This window comes from Brachybacterium horti, assembly GCF_054777615.1.
The window spans coordinates 957,480-972,379 of the sequence record NZ_BAAHAM010000001.1; the positions used below are offsets into that span (position 1 = coordinate 957,480).

16 protein-coding genes are annotated in these 14,900 nt (G+C 73.5%); 10 read left to right on the forward strand and 6 right to left on the reverse strand.

Annotated elements, in window-relative coordinates; all coding sequences use genetic code 11:
- Positions 1–188 precede the first annotated feature (188 nt).
- From ACYVAP_RS04365 to ACYVAP_RS04380, 4 genes are read right to left on the reverse strand one after another with little or no spacing between them, the layout of a single operon-like run.
- Entirely contained in the window at positions 189–995 is an 807-nt protein-coding gene (locus tag ACYVAP_RS04365; protein ID WP_498859704.1) for a glycerophosphodiester phosphodiesterase, read from the reverse strand.
- Complete coding sequence (locus ACYVAP_RS04370) at positions 992–2,407, reverse strand: type 2 periplasmic-binding domain-containing protein (RefSeq protein WP_498859705.1); 1,416 nt, start codon at positions 2,405–2,407, stop codon at positions 992–994. The genes ACYVAP_RS04365 and ACYVAP_RS04370 overlap by 4 nt, the downstream gene beginning before the upstream one ends.
- Positions 2,408–2,442: 35 nt before the next feature.
- Positions 2,443–3,363: a carbohydrate ABC transporter permease gene (locus tag ACYVAP_RS04375; protein WP_264450935.1), complete on the reverse strand. Its 921-nt coding sequence runs from the start codon at positions 3,361–3,363 to the stop codon at positions 2,443–2,445.
- Positions 3,360–4,427: a carbohydrate ABC transporter permease gene (locus tag ACYVAP_RS04380; RefSeq protein WP_264450934.1), complete on the reverse strand. Its 1,068-nt coding sequence runs from the start codon at positions 4,425–4,427 to the stop codon at positions 3,360–3,362. Before ACYVAP_RS04380 ends, ACYVAP_RS04375 begins: the two co-directional genes overlap by 4 nt.
- A gap of 488 nt (positions 4,428–4,915) precedes the next feature.
- Between ACYVAP_RS04380 and ACYVAP_RS04385 the strand changes: the two genes are divergently transcribed.
- The 4 genes from ACYVAP_RS04385 to ACYVAP_RS04400 all read left to right on the forward strand — a co-directional run bounded on the left by ACYVAP_RS04385 (position 4,916) and on the right by ACYVAP_RS04400 (position 8,054).
- Positions 4,916–5,980, forward strand: a complete 1,065-nt coding sequence (locus ACYVAP_RS04385; RefSeq protein WP_498859706.1) for a LacI family DNA-binding transcriptional regulator — start codon at positions 4,916–4,918, stop codon at positions 5,978–5,980.
- Between the two features lie 93 nt (positions 5,981–6,073).
- Positions 6,074–6,472, forward strand: coding sequence for a DUF1801 domain-containing protein (locus ACYVAP_RS04390; RefSeq protein WP_264450932.1), 399 nt, complete (start codon positions 6,074–6,076; stop codon positions 6,470–6,472).
- 175 nt (positions 6,473–6,647) lie between these two features.
- A complete protein-coding gene (locus ACYVAP_RS04395) occupies positions 6,648–7,169 on the forward strand; it encodes a ferritin (protein WP_498859707.1) in 522 nt (173 codons plus the stop codon).
- 438 nt (positions 7,170–7,607) lie between these two features.
- Complete coding sequence (locus ACYVAP_RS04400) at positions 7,608–8,054, forward strand: VOC family protein (protein WP_498859708.1); 447 nt, start codon at positions 7,608–7,610, stop codon at positions 8,052–8,054.
- Between the two features lie 9 nt (positions 8,055–8,063).
- On the opposite strand, the gene ACYVAP_RS04405 is transcribed toward ACYVAP_RS04400, so the two are convergent.
- Positions 8,064–8,663, reverse strand: a complete 600-nt coding sequence (locus ACYVAP_RS04405; protein ID WP_498859709.1) for a YdeI/OmpD-associated family protein — start codon at positions 8,661–8,663, stop codon at positions 8,064–8,066.
- A gap of 164 nt (positions 8,664–8,827) precedes the next feature.
- Here ACYVAP_RS04405 and ACYVAP_RS04410 point away from each other — a divergent pair, with 164 nt between their 5' ends.
- The gene (locus ACYVAP_RS04410; RefSeq protein WP_498859710.1) at positions 8,828–9,265 is read left to right on the forward strand and encodes a VOC family protein; all 438 of its coding nucleotides are present in this window, start codon (positions 8,828–8,830) and stop codon (positions 9,263–9,265) included.
- Here ACYVAP_RS04410 and ACYVAP_RS04415 read toward each other — a convergent pair.
- Positions 9,204–10,271: a DMT family transporter gene (locus ACYVAP_RS04415; RefSeq protein WP_498859711.1), complete on the reverse strand. Its 1,068-nt coding sequence runs from the start codon at positions 10,269–10,271 to the stop codon at positions 9,204–9,206. The two genes, ACYVAP_RS04410 and ACYVAP_RS04415, sit on opposite strands and share 62 nt — an antisense overlap.
- 21 nt (positions 10,272–10,292) lie before the next feature.
- Between ACYVAP_RS04415 and ACYVAP_RS04420 the strand changes: the two genes are divergently transcribed.
- The 5 genes from ACYVAP_RS04420 to ACYVAP_RS04440 all read left to right on the forward strand — a co-directional run bounded on the left by ACYVAP_RS04420 (position 10,293) and on the right by ACYVAP_RS04440 (position 14,888).
- Positions 10,293–10,895 (forward strand): TetR/AcrR family transcriptional regulator, encoded by a 603-nt coding sequence (locus ACYVAP_RS04420; RefSeq protein ID WP_498859712.1) that lies wholly within the window; start codon positions 10,293–10,295, stop codon positions 10,893–10,895.
- A 36-nt stretch (positions 10,896–10,931) separates the two neighbouring features.
- A complete protein-coding gene (locus ACYVAP_RS04425) occupies positions 10,932–11,999 on the forward strand; it encodes an LLM class flavin-dependent oxidoreductase (RefSeq protein ID WP_498859713.1) in 1,068 nt (355 codons plus the stop codon).
- 29 nt (positions 12,000–12,028) lie between these two features.
- Entirely contained in the window at positions 12,029–12,946 is a 918-nt protein-coding gene (locus ACYVAP_RS04430) for an exodeoxyribonuclease III (RefSeq protein WP_498859714.1), read from the forward strand.
- 179 nt (positions 12,947–13,125) lie between these two features.
- The gene (locus ACYVAP_RS04435; RefSeq protein WP_498859715.1) at positions 13,126–14,079 is read left to right on the forward strand and encodes a hypothetical protein; all 954 of its coding nucleotides are present in this window, start codon (positions 13,126–13,128) and stop codon (positions 14,077–14,079) included.
- Between the two features lie 149 nt (positions 14,080–14,228).
- Positions 14,229–14,888 carry a hypothetical protein gene (locus tag ACYVAP_RS04440; protein WP_498859716.1) on the forward strand — a complete coding sequence of 220 codons (660 nt, stop codon included), beginning with the start codon at positions 14,229–14,231 and terminating at the stop codon, positions 14,886–14,888.
- The last annotated feature ends 12 nt before the right edge of the window (positions 14,889–14,900 follow it).

Below are 14,900 nucleotides of genomic sequence, written 5' to 3' on the forward strand. Positions count from 1 at the left end.
GAGCGCGCGACGGAACGCGGCGAGCGTGTTCTCCGGGGCGTGGGCGGCGGCGCCGCGATGGCCGACGACGAGCGGGACGGTGGCGGGGGCGGTCATGGTGCTCCTGTCGGAGTGGAATGGGGGTTCGGGCCGGGGCCGACGGTCGCCCACCATGATGGGCGACCGTCGGCCCCGGAGGGAAGGACGGGTCAGGCGGAGGGGCCGGTCAGGGCCTCGATCCGCTCGATCGCCCAGGTGGGGTCGTCCACCGTGATCGTGTCGCAGCCCAGCTCGAGCGCCCGCTCGAGCTCGACGTCCACGCGCGCCGTCCACAGGTTCAGCTGCACGCCGTGCTCGAGGCACCAGGCGACGTCCGCCGCACGGGCCTCCGCGATGCGCACCCCGATCTGGGCGACCTCGAGCTCCTCCGCGGCCGCGAGGAACTCCGGGGAGGTCACGGTCGTGGTGAGCAGGCGCGGGATCTCCGGCGCCGCGGCGCGCGCGGTCGCGAGCGCCTCGGCATGGAAGGAGATGATCCAGGCGGGGGCGGTCGCGGCGTCGGCGAAGGCCTCCGCACCGAACCTCTCCCGGAGGATCCGCGCGACCAGCGAGGCGGCCGCCGGGGCCTTGACCTCGACGAGCAGCGGCACCGGGGTGCCGTCCTCGCGCCGCGCGGCGTCCAGCACCGAGACGAGATCGGGGACGTGCTCCCCCTCCCCCACGAGCACCCGGTCGAGCTGGGCGCGCGTGAGCTCGGCGACCGCGCCGGTGCGCAGCGGGGAGTCCGCCTGCGCGGTGCGGTCCAGGGTCGCGTCGTGGATGATCACGTCGTGGCCGTCGGCGCTCAGGTGCACGTCGCACTCGAGCAGCGCCGAGCCCTCCGCGACACCACGCCGGAAGGAGCGGACCGTGTTCTCCGGATCCAGCTCCGCCGCCCCGCGATGGCCGACGACGGCCGGCCGCGCGGGCATCGCCGAGCGCGGGGTCCCGCGGCGCACGGGCGCCGGGGCGCTCACTTCCAGCCCTCGAACTTCACGGCCTCGTAGTCCTCGCGGTTGTCGTCGAGGATCTCCTGCAGCTTCGGGGCGACGGCGCCGAGGGCGTCCTTCGCGGGGGTGTTGTCGCCGTAGACCTTCGCCTGCGCGGCGGAGATCTGCGTGACCGCGCCCTGGTTCCAGTTCGTGTAGTCCGCGGTGCGGGCGTTCTCGAGCTGGGCGAGGGCGACCCCGTAGTTCGGGTTCTCCTTGACGAGGTCCTTCACGGTGGAGGTCTCCGCCGCGGCCTGCACGATCGGCACGTAGCCGGTCGCCGCGTGCCACGCGGCGGACTGCTCGGGCCCCGCGAGGAAGCGGAAGAACGCGGCGGCCGCGTCCTGGCGGTCCTGGGAGTCCGCGCGCACCACGGAGAGGCCGGAGCCGCCCGTGGGGACCGCCTTCTCCTGGCCCTCGCTCGAGAGCATGAAGGCCGTGCCGACCTCGAAGACGCCCTCGGTGGCGGCGGTGGTGCCGGTGAGGCTCGCGGTGGAGCCGCGCATGCCCGCGGAGATCCCGGAGGTGAAGTCGGTGCCCGCGGCCTGCGCGAGATAGCCGAACTTGTCCTCGTGGATGAACTTCCGCTGCCACTCGAGCCACTCGAGGCCCGGGTCCTGGTCGATCGTGACCTGGAAGTCCTTGTCCGAGTTCGCGCCGCCGAAGCCCCAGATGTCCGCCTGGCCGTGCCAGGCGTCGTCGGCCGTGAAGGCGAGCGCGGCGAGCGGGCGGCCGTCGACCTTGATCTTCGCGAGCTCGGGGGCGAACTCGGCGAGGTCCTGCCAGGTCGAGGGGCCCTCCTCGGGGAGGCCGGCCTCGATGTAGCGGGTCTTGTTGAAGTAGAACAGCGGCGTCGAGCGGGCGAAGGGCACCACGAAGGTCTGGCCGGCGGCCTTGCCCTCGGCGACGTAGTTCTGCAGGTAGACGTCGAGGTTCCACTCGTCGTCGAAGTAGCCGTCGAGCGGGGCGAGCGCGCCGGAGGAGTGGAACTGGAGCCACTGCATCTCGGGGAAGCAGACGATGTCCGGCACGGCGCGGGCCTGGAGGGCCGCGGTGAACTTCTGGTTGAGCTCCGCGTAGCCGCCCACCGACTCGGCGACGACGACCACGTCCTCCTGGGAGTCGTTGAACTCCTTGATGAGCTTGCCGAGGGCCTCGAAGGGGCCGCCGGTCCAGGGCGCCCAGAAGAGCACCGCGGTGCGGCCGTCGTACTCGGCGGGGACCTTGAGGTCGGCCTGGGCGTAGCCGTCGCGCACGGGGTTGCTGGCGTCGGCCGCGTCGGACCCGCCGGGGGCGCCGCAGGCGGCGAGGCCGGCGGCGCCGGCGCCGAGCCCGAGGGCGGTGAGCATGCTGCGTCGGGACAGGCCGGGGAGGGAGAGACCGTGGGGCGAGCGGGACATGGTGGCTCCTTGCGAGGGGGTGGGGTGGTGGGGTGTCACTTGAGCGCGCCGGCGGTGAGTCCGCCGATGATGCGCTTCTGGGCCAGGAAGAAGAGGATGAGCATCGGCAGGGAGACGAAGAGGGCGCCGGCCATGATGGCGCCCCAGTTCGAGTAGCCCTCCTGGCTGCGCAGGAACAGCAGGCCGATGGGCAGGGTGCGCATGTCGGTCGTGCTCGTGACGATGAGCGGCCACACGTACTCGTTCCACTTGCCGACCATCACGATCAGCGTGCAGGTGAGGATCATCGGCGCGGAGAGCGGGATGACGATCGTGACCATGCGGCGCAGGTGGCCGGCCCCGTCGATCTCCGCGGCCTGCAGGATGTCGCGGTCGATCCCGCGCATCGACTGGTACAGCAGGAACATGGCGAAGGCGCTCGCGATGCCGGGCAGGATCATGCCCTGGTAGGTGTTCAGCCAGCCGAGGTTCGCGACGGTGATGTAGTTGACGATGAGCGTCACGTGTCCGGGCAGCATGAGCGAGGCGATGATCAGGCCGAACAGGATGTTCTTGAAGCGGAACTCGACGAACACGAAGGCGTAGGCGCACAGGATCGCGAGGGTCACCTCGAGCACGGTGCCCACGCCCGTGGTGATGATCGAGTTCATGAAGAACCGGTCGAACGGCGCGGAGGTCCACGCCTCCACGACGTTGTCGAGGGTGAGCTCGCTGGGGAACCAGCGCAGCGGCCACGAGTAGATGTCCTGGCGCGGCTTGAACGCGGAGGAGAACAGCCAGTACAGCGGCACGAGGAACACGGCGATCGTGGCGAGCACGCCCGCGGTGAGCAGGATCGTCTTCCACAGGGCGCGGCGCGGGCCGCGGGGTCGGCGGCCACCTCGGCCGGGGGCCGAGGGCTGCGGCGTGCGGTCGGCGGTGGGGGTCGCGGCGCGGCCCGGGACGGTGGCGCTCATGCGTCGGCCCCCTGCTTCTGGCTGTGACGGACCTGGACCCAGGTGATGACCAGGAGGATCACGAGCAGCACGGTCGCGGCGGCGCTCGCCCGGCCGATGTCGAAGTTCTTGAAGGCCTCCTCGTAGACCATCCAGCTCAGCGTCGAGGAGGAGGTGCCGGGGCCGCCGCCGGTCATGATCGAGATGATGTCGAAGGTCTGCGCGGCGGAGATGATCCCCGTGATGGAGAGGAAGAACGTGATGGGCCGCAGCAGCGGCAGCGTCATGTGCCGGAACAGGGACCAGCCGGAGGCGCCGTCCAGGGCGGCGGCCTCGTAGACGTCCCCGGGCAGGTCGAGGATCGCGGTGTAGCAGATGACGGTCACGAAGCCGAGGCGCTGCCAGGTGTAGGCGATCGTGATCGCCCACAGCGACCAGTCCGAGGTGGTCGTCCAGTCCGGCGAGGTGAGCCCGAACAGGGAGAACAGCCAGCGCGAGAGGCCGTAGTTCGGGTCGAACATGAACAGCCACAGGATGCCGACGGCGGCGCCGGGGAGCATGTGCGGCGCGAAGGCCATGGTCTGCGCGAAGCCCGTGAAGGGGACCTTGGTGGCGAGCAGGCTGCCCAGCAGCAGGCCGCCGGCGATCGAGCCGATCACGCTGACCGCGCTGAACACGAGGGTGTTCAGGAGGACCTGCCCGAACTCGGGGTCCGTGAAGAGGCTCGTGTAGTTCTCCGTGCCCACGAACTCCGGCACCGGCTCCACGAAGTCCCAGTCGAAGAAGCTGAGGCCGATGTTGTAGAGCGCCGGGTAGTAGGAGAAGACGAGGATCGCCAGCAGGTTGGGGGCGATGAGCGCGAGGAAGAGGATCGCGGCGCGGCGGGTGCGGCGGCGGCGCTGCGGGGAGCGGCGGCGGGTCGCGGCGCGCTCGCGGAGGGCGGCGAGCCGCTCGGCGTCCGTGGCGCCCTGCGGGAGCGGCTCGGGCGCGATGCGGGCGTCGCCGGGGGCGACGGCGGGCGCGGCGGTCCCGCGGGGCGGCGTCGTGGTCTCGCCCGCGGGGCGGGCACCGACATCCATGGTCATGGGTCTCCCTGGTGGAGGGTGATCGCGGGGGTGGTGTCCCGCCGGGTTCGGGGTCGCGCTGCGGCGACCGGTGGCGACCCGCTCCGGAGCTTCTGGTGGTGGTGCTCCCGTGGTGGCCGCTCGGACACCGTAGGAGCGCTCCCAGGGCTCCTGCCAGCACGGACGCCCCCGGGTGAACCTCGGGTGAACAGGGCCTGTCCCTGCTGGTGGGAGCGCTCCCACGCCGTTCAGGAACGCTCCCCGGGGGCCGCTCCGGTGGCTCGCTCCACCCGCGCGCCACCCACTGTTCACCCCGCGCTCGACGACTGTTCTTCCCCCGCCCGGGAGCGCGCGGGACCGCCGCACCGAGGCTTCACCGGGGTGTCACCCACCTCCCCCGGAGGGAGCCGGATACTGCGCTACCCTGCACCGACGACCAGGGCTCCGGCGAGGACAGCGCAGTGCTCCGCCCCTGCCGGGATCCTGTCCCTCCCGACCGGAAGGCCGCCATGAACCGTCCGCCGACGATGCTGGACGTCGCCCGCGCCGCCGGGGTCTCCCGCTCCACCGTCTCCCGCGTGTTCCAGAACCAGGGCGAGCGCGTCTCCCCCGATGCGCTGATCAAGGTGCACGAGGCCGCGAAACGCCTCGGCTACGTCCACAACCTCGTCGCGAGCGGCCTCGCCCAGCGCCACGGCCGGCAGCTGGGACTGCTCATCCGCGACGCCACGAACCCCGCCTACGGCCATCTCCACTCCGAGGTGAACCAGGCCGTCGAGGCCGCCGGGCGCACCCTCATCTCCGTCACGGCGTTCCGCCACGACTACGGCACCGCGGAGGTCGACGGCCTGCGCCGCCTGCTCGGTCAGCGCGTCGCCGGGGTGTTCGTGGGCACCGGCGTCACCGCCGCGGAGGACCTCGTCGAGACCCTCACCGCGGTGCCGATGATGATCGTGGGCCGCCCCAACATGCATCCGCTCATCGAGTCGGTGAGCTATGACGAGCGCACCCACGGGCGCCTCGTCGCGGAGCGCCTCGCGGCGGCCGGGCACCGCCGGATCGCCGCGCTCACCGCCCCGCTGCTCTACTCCCGCGTGTTCGACCTGCGCATGCGCAGCCTCGTCGAACGCTGCCGTGAGCTGGGCGTCCACGTCGAGCCGGTGGAGCTGCTACCCGTCGAGGCCGGTGTCACGCGGGCGCTGGACGCGGCCGCCGCCGATCGGCTCTCCGCGATCGTGTGCCCCGTGGACTACGTGGCCCTGGACCTGCTGCGCGCCGCCCGCGCCCGTGGCACCCGCGTCCCCGAGGACGTCTCCGTGGTCGGCTTCGACGGCGTGGCCGACGGGCTCGACCTCATCGGACTGGCGACCGTGCGGCTCCCGGTCCGGGAGGTCGCCCGCCGCGCCGTCGAGCGGATGGAGGAGCTGCTGATCCGTGCGCAGGAGGATCCCGAGGGCCCGCCCGCCGCCCTCACGGAGACGTCGGAGTCCGAGCGCACGGCGCGGCATGCGCTCGTGGTCGGCGACGTCATCGAGGGGACGAGCCTGGGACCGGTGCCCGAGCACCTGCGCTGACCCGCCCGACGATCGACAGCCCGCGATCGGCCACCCGGGATCGACCACCCGGGATCGACCTCCGGGCCGGGCTCCCGCCCCTACGCTGTCGCCATGGCCGCGAAGACCCAGCCCACCGACGTCGACCCCGCCGCGTACTGCGCGGGACTGCCCACGGCGCGCCGCCGCGAGGAGGGCGCCCGGCTGCTCGCGCTCTTCGGCGAGGCGACCGGGACGGAGGCCGTGATCTGGGGGCCGAGCATCGTCGGCTACGGCGAGGACCCCTCCCCCACACCCGGCGGGGACACCTGGCCGCGGGTGGGGTTCAGCCCCCGCAAGGCGTCGATCTCCCTGTACGGCCTGCAGGGGGTGCCCGGCGCGGAGGAGCTCCTGGCGCGGCTGGGCAAGCACCGCCTCGGTGCGGGCTGCGTGTACGTCAACGGCCTCGCGGACGTCGACGAGGAGGTCCTCGCCGCGCTCGTCGCCCTCGCCTGGCGCCACGGCGAGGGCTGAGCGCCGCCACGGCGAGCCGCCCGAGCGCCGCGCCGTCGAGACGCCCGGGCGTCGCGACAGACGGCGAGCGATCACCGCTCCCTGGACCGATCGACCGTCCGGCCCCCGTCGCCCCAGATGAGGCGTTGTTTCGCGGGGGCTGACAGTCCCAGCGGGCGCCGCTAGTCTCAGGAGCATGAAGCTCAGCGAGTCCCTTGAGAAGAAGTTCCAGGACCAGATCACCCTCGAGTTCGCGGCGTCGATCACCTACCGCCAGCTCGCCATCGAGGCGGACGAGCAGGACCTCACCGGCATCGCCGCGTGGCTGCGCCACCAGGCGGACGAGGAGATCGTCCACGCCAACAAGTTCATCCAGCACGTCTCGGACCGCGGCAACCACGCGGCGATCGGCACGATCGAGGCGCCCGGCGTGAAGACCGGCCTCTCCGTGCTCGAGATCTTCGAGGCGGCCCTCGCCCACGAGGAGAAGGTCTCCGAGGCGATCCGCGACCTGTACCGCGCGGCAGACCAGGAGGGCGACTACGACTCCCGTCCCCTCCTGAACTGGTTCGTCGACGAGCAGATCGAGGAGGAGGCGACCGTCTCCGAGATCGTCGGCCGCGTGAAGCTCATCGGCGAGGACGGCTCCGGCCTGCTCCGTCTCGACTCCGAGCTCGGCCAGCGCCCCACCAGCTCCACCGAGGCCGACGCCGAGTGATCCGACTGGCCCGGCGCCCTCACGCGCCGGGCCGCCCGGCGGGCCCGTCGATCCGACGGGCCCGCCGCTTTGTCACCCCTGGCGATCCGGCACGTCCGACGGGTCCGACGTGGCCGGCGGGTCCGCTGACCGAAGCGTCCGGCGACCGAAGGAAACCGCAGGGTTCAGCACCCGGGCGGACGCCGGGGTCACCCGCCGCGGGTCTCGCGAGGCACGGTCCCAGTGCCGAAAAAAACACTCATCATGTACATGATGAGTGCCTTTTCTGATGCGGCATGTCGTCCCGCGCACCCTCGGCGACGCGGCGGGCTTCCGGCCCGGCGCCCGGCCGATCCGGCGGCGCCCCGTCGCACCGGCACCCTCGTCGGCCCCGCCGCCGCGTGCCAGACTGTGCCCGGGCGGCAGGCCCGCCGCCCGTCGAGTCGAGGGAGACCGATCATGGCAGCACCGCAGTTCAGCCCCTACATCACGTTCCCCGGCAATGCCGGCGAGGCCTTCGAGCACTACCGCGAGCTGTTCGGCGGGGAGCTCGAGCTCATGCAGTACGACGACTTCCCCGATCTCTCCGGGTTCCCGTTCACCCCGCCGCCCGGCGCGGTCGCGCACGCGCAGCTGCACGGCGGGCTCGTGACCCTCGCGGGCGGTGACGGGATCGCTCCTCCCGGCGAGGAGCTGCCGCCGCTGCCCTCGGACGTCTACTCCTTCCTCATCGGGCCGAACACCGTCGAGGACGCGAAGGCGCTGATCGAGAAGATCACGACGACCGGCGGCAGGATCGCCATGCCTTTCGAGCTCGCACCGTGGGGTGACCACTACGGCCAGGTCACGGACCGCTTCGGCGTGATGTGGGCGCTCGTCGTGGGCGGGGACCAGCAGCAGGGCTGAGCCTCACGCTCAGCCCTCGCCGGTTCCGTCGGCCCCGGCCGACTCGGCGCGCAGGCGCTCGAGGACCCGCGTGGCCGCCCGCTCCCGGGCGGCCGCGGTGCGGGCCGAGAGCACAGGGTGCAGAGCGCTGTAGCGGGCGCTCCCCCGCAGCGCCTCGAACGCGGCGCGCGCGGCGGGGTCGCTGGCCAGGGCGGCGTTGAGCTCGGCGGGGACCTCGGCGGTCGCGGCGCCGGCGTAGACGGCGTCCCAGCGTCCGTCGGCCCGGGCGCGCTCCACCTCGTCGCGGCCGCGCTCGCGCATGCGCCCCTCCTCCTCGAGGCGGGCGATGATGCCCACGTTCCGCGCGGACCAGATCGATCGGGTCCGGCGGGGCGTGAAGCGCTGCAGGAAGGTCGCGGCGTCACGGCTGCGCTTCTGCCCGTCGATCCATCCGCTGCACAGCGCCTCCTCGAGCGCCTCCTGGTAGCCGAGCGACGTGGGCTCGGTGGTGCCCTTCTTCGCGAGCACCACCCAGGTGCCGTCGTGCGTGCTCTCGTGCTGGTCGAGCCAGGCGCGGAAGGCGGCGACGTCGGCGACGACGAGCTGGTCCTGTGGATCCGGGGTGCTCATGCGCCCAGGATCCCACCGCGGTCCCACGGCGGGAAAGGTGGGACCGACGGCGGGAGGAGCGGGGCCGCGGGGATCTCCTCGTCGCCGTTCCGATCGTCGGCAGGGCGTGCCACGCTGTGGGCGATCAGGCGGCGACCGGCCGCCGCGACGCCAGGAGGTCCCTCATGTCCACGAACTCCCCCTACGTCAACTTCCCCGGCAACGGCGCCGAGGTCCTCGCCCAGTGGCAGGAGCTCTTCGGCGGCGAGCTGGACGTCATGAGCTACGACGACTTCCCCGATCCCGAGGCGGCGTTCGGCTTCGCCCCGCCCCAGGGCGCGCTCGCCCACGGCACGCTCACGGGCGGCCTGCTCACCGTCGCCGGCGGTGACGCGATCATGTCGGAGACCCCGCCCGCGCTCCCGTCGGAGACCTACTCCTTCCTCATCGCTCCGGACACGGCGGAGGAGGCGTCGGCCCTCGCGGAGCGCATCGCCGCGGCGGGAGGCGAGGTCGTCATGCCGCTCGAGCAGGCGCCGTGGGGTGCGTTCTACGGTCAGGTCAAGGACCGCAATGGGGTGCTGTTCCAGCTGAACGTCGAGGCCGCGGCGCCGCAGGCGTGACCGCGGGGCGCCTCGGCGAGGGATCCGCGTGCGCGGTGCGCGAGCCCTCGCCGGGCGCCGGCCGGCGCAGGAGCAGCCCGACGGCGAGACCGGAGAGCACGAGGGCGGCGAGCTGCGCGGGCGCCGGGCTCGTGCCGAGCATCAGCCAGGACCACAGTGCGGTGACGGCGGGCGTGAGGTAGAGCAGGGAGCTCGTGGCGCTCGCGCCGATCCGGCGCAGGCACTGGAGGAAGCCCAGGTAGCCGCCGGTCCCGGAGAGCAGCACGAGCCACGCGAGGGCCGCGAGGAGCGGAGGGCCTGGCAGGAGCCCCGGGCCGGGGATGAGGTCGAGCCCGCCGGCGACGGCGGCGACCGGCAGCAGCACGAGCGTCGCGGCGAGGACCTGCAGGGAGATCGCGGCGAGCGGCTCGGTGCGCGGACGCCACCGGCGCTCGAGCAGGGCGGAGCCGCTCAGCCCCAGCAGGCTCGCGAGCGGCAGCAGCACGGCGACCCCACCGCTCGCCGCGACCCCGCCGACGGCGAGCAGCACCGCCGCGGTGCCGAGCACGATCCCCGCGGTGCGCCGCCCACCGATCCGCTCCCCGTGGCGCACGCGGAGCACGACCAGGATGACGAGCGGCTGCATCGCGCAGACGATGGCGCTCGTGCCCGGGTCCACGCCGGCGGCGGTGCCGCCGAACACGCCGCCCAGGAACACCGCGTGGCCCAGGATCCCGAGCACCGCCTGCTGGGCGAGGTCGCGCGGCGCGAGCCCTGAACGGCGCAGCACGGGGAGTGCGACGGGGACCAGCAGGGCCGCCGTGATCAGGTAGCGCCAGGCGAGCACAGCGGCGACCGGGGCGCCCGCGGGGAGCAGCGCGGATCCCACGAAGCCAGAGCTCCAGCAGAGCACGAAAACGACTGACCAGGCGAGACTCTTCACCGGTCGAGGTAAACACACCGATCGGTATACTCGCAGTTCCCTCTTCCCACCCCCACACCGAGCGTCCGGCGCCCACGCGCCCACCCCCTCGAGAGGAACCCGCCGATGACCGCCCTCGACCTACCCCACCCCGTCGCGGACTCCCGCTCCACACCGGCGGGGGAGGCGATCCTCGCGGCGGCGACGGACCTCTTCTACGAGCGCGGGATCACCGTCACCGGGGTGGACCTGCTCGCAGAGCGCGCGGGCACCACGAAGCGCACGATCTATCAGCGCTTCGGCTCGAAGGAGGGCGTGATCGTCGCGTATCTGCGGCGTCGGATCCGCTCCTGGCAGCTGCATCTGCTCGCGGAGCTCGACGCATCGCCGCCGCTGCCGCCGCCACTCGCCGCGGAGACGGTGTTCGAGGAGGCGCGGCGGTGGACCCGGGATCCTGCCCGCGGATGCAGCTTCCAGATCGCCTGGGCGGAGGTGGGTGCGCGGCCGGGTCCGGCGGCGGAGCTGCTGCGGGAGGAGAAGGCATGGATGCGCGCACTGTTCACCTCGATCGCCGGCGAGGCGGAACTCGGCGCGGTGCTGCATCAGCTCTACGAGGGCGCCCTGGTGACGACGGCGTCGACCGGGGATGCCGAGGAGATGGGCAGGGCCCAGGTGACGGCGCAGACCCTGCTGCGCACTCGACGCGCCGGCCCGCGCGACCTACACTGATCCAATATTCAACGATCTTAGGAGGTCGGTGCGACCATGCGCGCTTTCGGATTCCTCAGCTTCGGCCACTACGGCGGCTCCCCCGCCCAGGGCGGCCTCAGCGCCCGTCAGATGCTCCACGACGCGATCGACATCGGCGTGGGCGCGGAGGAGATCGGCGTCAACAACGCCTCCTTCCGCGTGCACCACTTCGCGCGGCAGGCCGCCTCCCCGATGCCGCTGCTCTCCGCGGTCGCCGCGCGCACGCAGCGCATCGAGGTGGGCACCGGCGTGATCGACATGCGCTACGAGAACCCGCTCTACCTCGCCGAGGAGGCCGCCGCCCTCGACCTCATCGCCGACGGCCGCGTCGCCCTCGGCATCTCCCGCGGCGCCCCCGAGGCCGCGGAGCGCGGCTGGGAGTCCTTCGGCTACACCGGCTCCACGGACCCGCGCGGCGCGGACATCGCCCGCGCGAAGTTCGACGTGTTCCTGAAGGCCATCCAGGGCGAGCCGATGACCCGCGCCGCCGCCCAGCCCTACATGTCCGACGCCGCCCCGCACGCCCCGCTCGCGATCGAGCCGCAGTCCGCCGAGCTCATCCGCCACATCTGGTGGGGTGCCGGCTCCCGCGCGACCGCCGAGTGGACCGGCCAGCTGGGCCTGAACATGATGAGCTCGACCCTGCTCACCGAGGCGACGGGCGCCGCGTTCGGCGATCTCCAGGCAGAGCAGATCGACGCCTTCCGCACCGCCTTCCGCGAGGCCGGGCACACGCACGCCCCGCGCGTCTCCGTCTCCCGCAGCGTCTTCCCGATCGTGACCGCGCAGGACAGGATGCTCTTCGGCGCCCGCCCCGGGGACGGCGCGGACCAGATCGGCATCATCGACGGCACCCGCTCGACCTTCGGACGCACCTACGCGGGCGAGCCCGACCAGCTGATCGAGGAGCTGAAGGCCGACGCCGCGGTGCAGTCCGCGGACACGCTCATGCTCACCATCCCCAGCCAGGCCGGCGTCGAGCTGAACCTCCACATCCTCGAGAGCTTCGCCCGGCACGTCGCCCCGGCGCTCGGCTGGAAGCCCAACACCGAGGGCCCGGTCCAGGGGGACCCGGTCAGCTGATCGGGCAGGCCACCCCGTAGCCTCGGGGGATGCTCCGCATCGCGACCGCCAACGTCAACGGGATCCGCGCCGCGCATCGCCGCGGGTTCGGCGACTGGCTCGCCGGCCGCGGCTGCGACGTGGTCGCCCTGCAGGAGGTGCGCGCGCAGGCTGCGGTGCTGCCCGAGGGCGCGTTCGGCGACTACCACGTGGCGCTCGAGACGGGCACGCTGCCCGGCCGCAACGGGGTCGCGGTGCTCACGCGGGAACCGCCGGCGGCGGTGCGCACCTGGTCCGGGAGCGCGCTCGTGGGCGGTCCGTCGGCCCCGCTGCAGGAGGTGCCGGCGCAGGACCACGTGGCTCTCGCACGGGGCCTCGGCCCCTTCGCCCCCCAGGGGCGTTACCTCGAGGTGGATCTCGCGGACGCTCCCGTGACGATCGCCTGCCTGTACCTGCCCAAGGGCGGCCTCCCCGCGCACCTGCAGCGCCCGGAACGGATGCGGGAGGCGCCCGACGGCGGTGCGAAGTACACGCGCAAGATGGGCTTCATGGCGGCGTTCTCCCGCTATCTCACCCGCACCCGGCGGGCCGCGGCCGCGCAGGGCCGGGAGTTCCTGCTCATGGGCGACCTCAACATCGCGCACACCGAGCAGGACCTCGCCGCGTGGCGCCGCAACCAGCAGACCGACGGCTTCCTGCCGGAGGAGCGGGAGTGGCTGGGCGCGCAGCTGTCCTCCCGCACGCTCGTGGACGTGGTGCGTCGCCTGCACCCGGACACGGCGGGCCCGTACTCGTGGTGGTCGTGGCTCGGGCAGTCCTTCGCGAACGACGCCGGCTGGCGGATCGACTACCACCTCGCGACGCCGCGCCTGGCGCGTGCGGCGGTGAGCGCGGAGGTGGACCGCGACCACCTCGGCGTGCGGCTCTCCGACCACTCCCCCGTGGTCGTCGACTACGCCCTGGACTGACCCGCCCGCAGGGCGAGGAGGCGGGCCGACGGCCGCGCCCCGTCCCTGGTCAGGGGCGAGGGAGGCGACTGCGTCACGTCGGCCGTGAGACCTTCCGGAGGGCGTCGCGGGGACCGTAGAGTAGGCGGTGATCGGGCACCGGTGGGGATGCCCACCCCGTCAGGTCCCGGAGGTCCTCGATGCCCGCGCCGCACCTCGTCGCCGCACCGGCGGCCCCGGCGCCCCTCCCCTCCACCACCGCCGCGATCGGCAGCGCCGCGGCCCGCGCCCTGCTCACCGCGAGCGGCACCCGCGACCTCGCCCTGTGGGGCTCCTCCTCGATGAGCTCCGAGCGGGGCGACGAGTCCACCCCGCTGCCCATCCGCATCCACGAGCACCTCGCGCTCACGGTCGCCCCCGGCACCGTCCACGCGCACGGCGTCGGCGCGACCTGGTCCCAGCACGCCGTGCTCATGCGCGGCCTCGACACGCCGCAGGCCACCCCGCAGGGCGCCCCGGACGCCACCACCGGCGCCGTGGCCGTGGCACTCGACCCGGACCTCCCACCCCACGGCCGGATCCGCTTCCCCGCGAGCGTGGGCGACGTGCCCGGGCAGATCGACGGCAGCTCCGGGACCTGGATCTTCACCCCGAGCGACGCCTCCGCCACGGTGACCGCGGGCCAGCTCGTCTCCGCCCTCGCCGAGCAGACCGCGGGCGCCCGTCAGGTGCTGTGGATGGGCAAGAACAACATCCTGGACACGGCCCGCGTGCTCGAGGACACCCAGCGCATGTGGGACGCCGCGCCGGACCCGGAGCAGGACACCCTGGTGCTCGGCCAGTGGGCGACCGAGCACGACCCCAGCGGCTCGGCCACGGCGGAGGCGCTCGCGGCGGTCAACGCGGAGCAGGCCTCCCGCTACGGGGACCATTTCGTGGACGTGCAGGCCCTGCTCACCTCGGAGAGCGGGCTGAGCTGCGCGCCGCTCGCCCCGCTGCAGGTGCTCGAGCAGGCGACCACGCAGGACGCGCTCGCGCAGGGCGTGGTGCCGCCGGTGCTCATCGCCCACGACCTGATCCACCTCAACGGCTGGGGCAACCTCGCCGTGGGCTGGACGCTCATCCGTCGCATGCGGGAGCTGGGATGGCTGTGAGGCGACCGGCGGCCCCGCATGTGCGCGCGGGCCGCCCCGGGGTGCCCACCCCGGCGCGACCTGCGGCGATGCCGCGTCCGGCGGTCCCGACGCCGGCCCCTGAGCCGGTTCCTGCGGCGCCGACAGCGCACCCTCACCGCCGGCGCACGGTGCTGCTCGGCTCCGCGGCGATCGCCGCCGTCGCCCTCCCGGTCACGGCCGGAGCGCTCTTGCTGCAGCGCGGGGACGCCTCCGCGAGCACGGCCGACAGGACCTTCACCGACGTCGGCGCCGACGACGACGCGCTCGAGGCCTACCGCTGGGCGGACGCCAATGGGGTCCAGCCGGCCCTCGAGGACGGCAGCTACACACCGGGGGCCGCCGTCACCCGCGGCGACCTGGCCCTCGCCCTGCACCGCTTCGCGGGCGCACCGGTGGTGCCGTCGGACGCCGTGCCGGCTATGCTCGCGGACCTCGACACCGTCCCCGAGCGGCGCGACGCGCAGCTGTGGCTGTTCGGGCACGCGGCCCTGTGGGGCGACCTGTCGCTGTGCGTGCACCCGGACGAGCCGGCGAGCCGCGAGAGCGCCTCCCAGACGATCACCGCCCTGCTCCGGCCCAGCCTCACCGCCCGCGGCCACAGCCAGGACGTCGCCGACCTCGCCGCGGAGGACGCGGACCCCACCACCTCGGCCCTCGCCTGGCTGCGGCAGTCCGGGATGCTGCCCTCCGCCCTCACCGGCCTGAAGGCGGACGCCACCGCCGTCACCCGCGGCGAGCTCGCCCAGCTGCTCTTCCGCGCGGACCAGGTGCTGGCCGCCGCCGGCTGAGTCCTCCCGCCG

Coding starts and splice junctions, on each gene's coding strand:
- ACYVAP_RS04370 (WP_498859705.1), bottom strand. CDS start 2,407: ATGTCCCGCTCGCCCCACGGTCTCTCCCTCCCCGGCCTGTCCCGACGC.
- ACYVAP_RS04375 (WP_264450935.1), bottom strand. CDS start 3,363: ATGAGCGCCACCGTCCCGGGCCGCGCCGCGACCCCCACCGCCGACCGC.
- ACYVAP_RS04380 (WP_264450934.1), bottom strand. CDS start 4,427: ATGACCATGGATGTCGGTGCCCGCCCCGCGGGCGAGACCACGACGCCG.
- ACYVAP_RS04385 (WP_498859706.1), top strand. CDS start 4,916: ATGAACCGTCCGCCGACGATGCTGGACGTCGCCCGCGCCGCCGGGGTC.
- ACYVAP_RS04390 (WP_264450932.1), top strand. CDS start 6,074: ATGGCCGCGAAGACCCAGCCCACCGACGTCGACCCCGCCGCGTACTGC.
- ACYVAP_RS04395 (WP_498859707.1), top strand. CDS start 6,648: ATGAAGCTCAGCGAGTCCCTTGAGAAGAAGTTCCAGGACCAGATCACC.
- ACYVAP_RS04400 (WP_498859708.1), top strand. CDS start 7,608: ATGGCAGCACCGCAGTTCAGCCCCTACATCACGTTCCCCGGCAATGCC.
- ACYVAP_RS04405 (WP_498859709.1), bottom strand. CDS start 8,663: ATGAGCACCCCGGATCCACAGGACCAGCTCGTCGTCGCCGACGTCGCC.
- ACYVAP_RS04410 (WP_498859710.1), top strand. CDS start 8,828: ATGTCCACGAACTCCCCCTACGTCAACTTCCCCGGCAACGGCGCCGAG.
- ACYVAP_RS04420 (WP_498859712.1), top strand. CDS start 10,293: ATGACCGCCCTCGACCTACCCCACCCCGTCGCGGACTCCCGCTCCACA.
- ACYVAP_RS04425 (WP_498859713.1), top strand. CDS start 10,932: ATGCGCGCTTTCGGATTCCTCAGCTTCGGCCACTACGGCGGCTCCCCC.
- ACYVAP_RS04430 (WP_498859714.1), top strand. CDS start 12,029: ATGCTCCGCATCGCGACCGCCAACGTCAACGGGATCCGCGCCGCGCAT.
- ACYVAP_RS04435 (WP_498859715.1), top strand. CDS start 13,126: ATGCCCGCGCCGCACCTCGTCGCCGCACCGGCGGCCCCGGCGCCCCTC.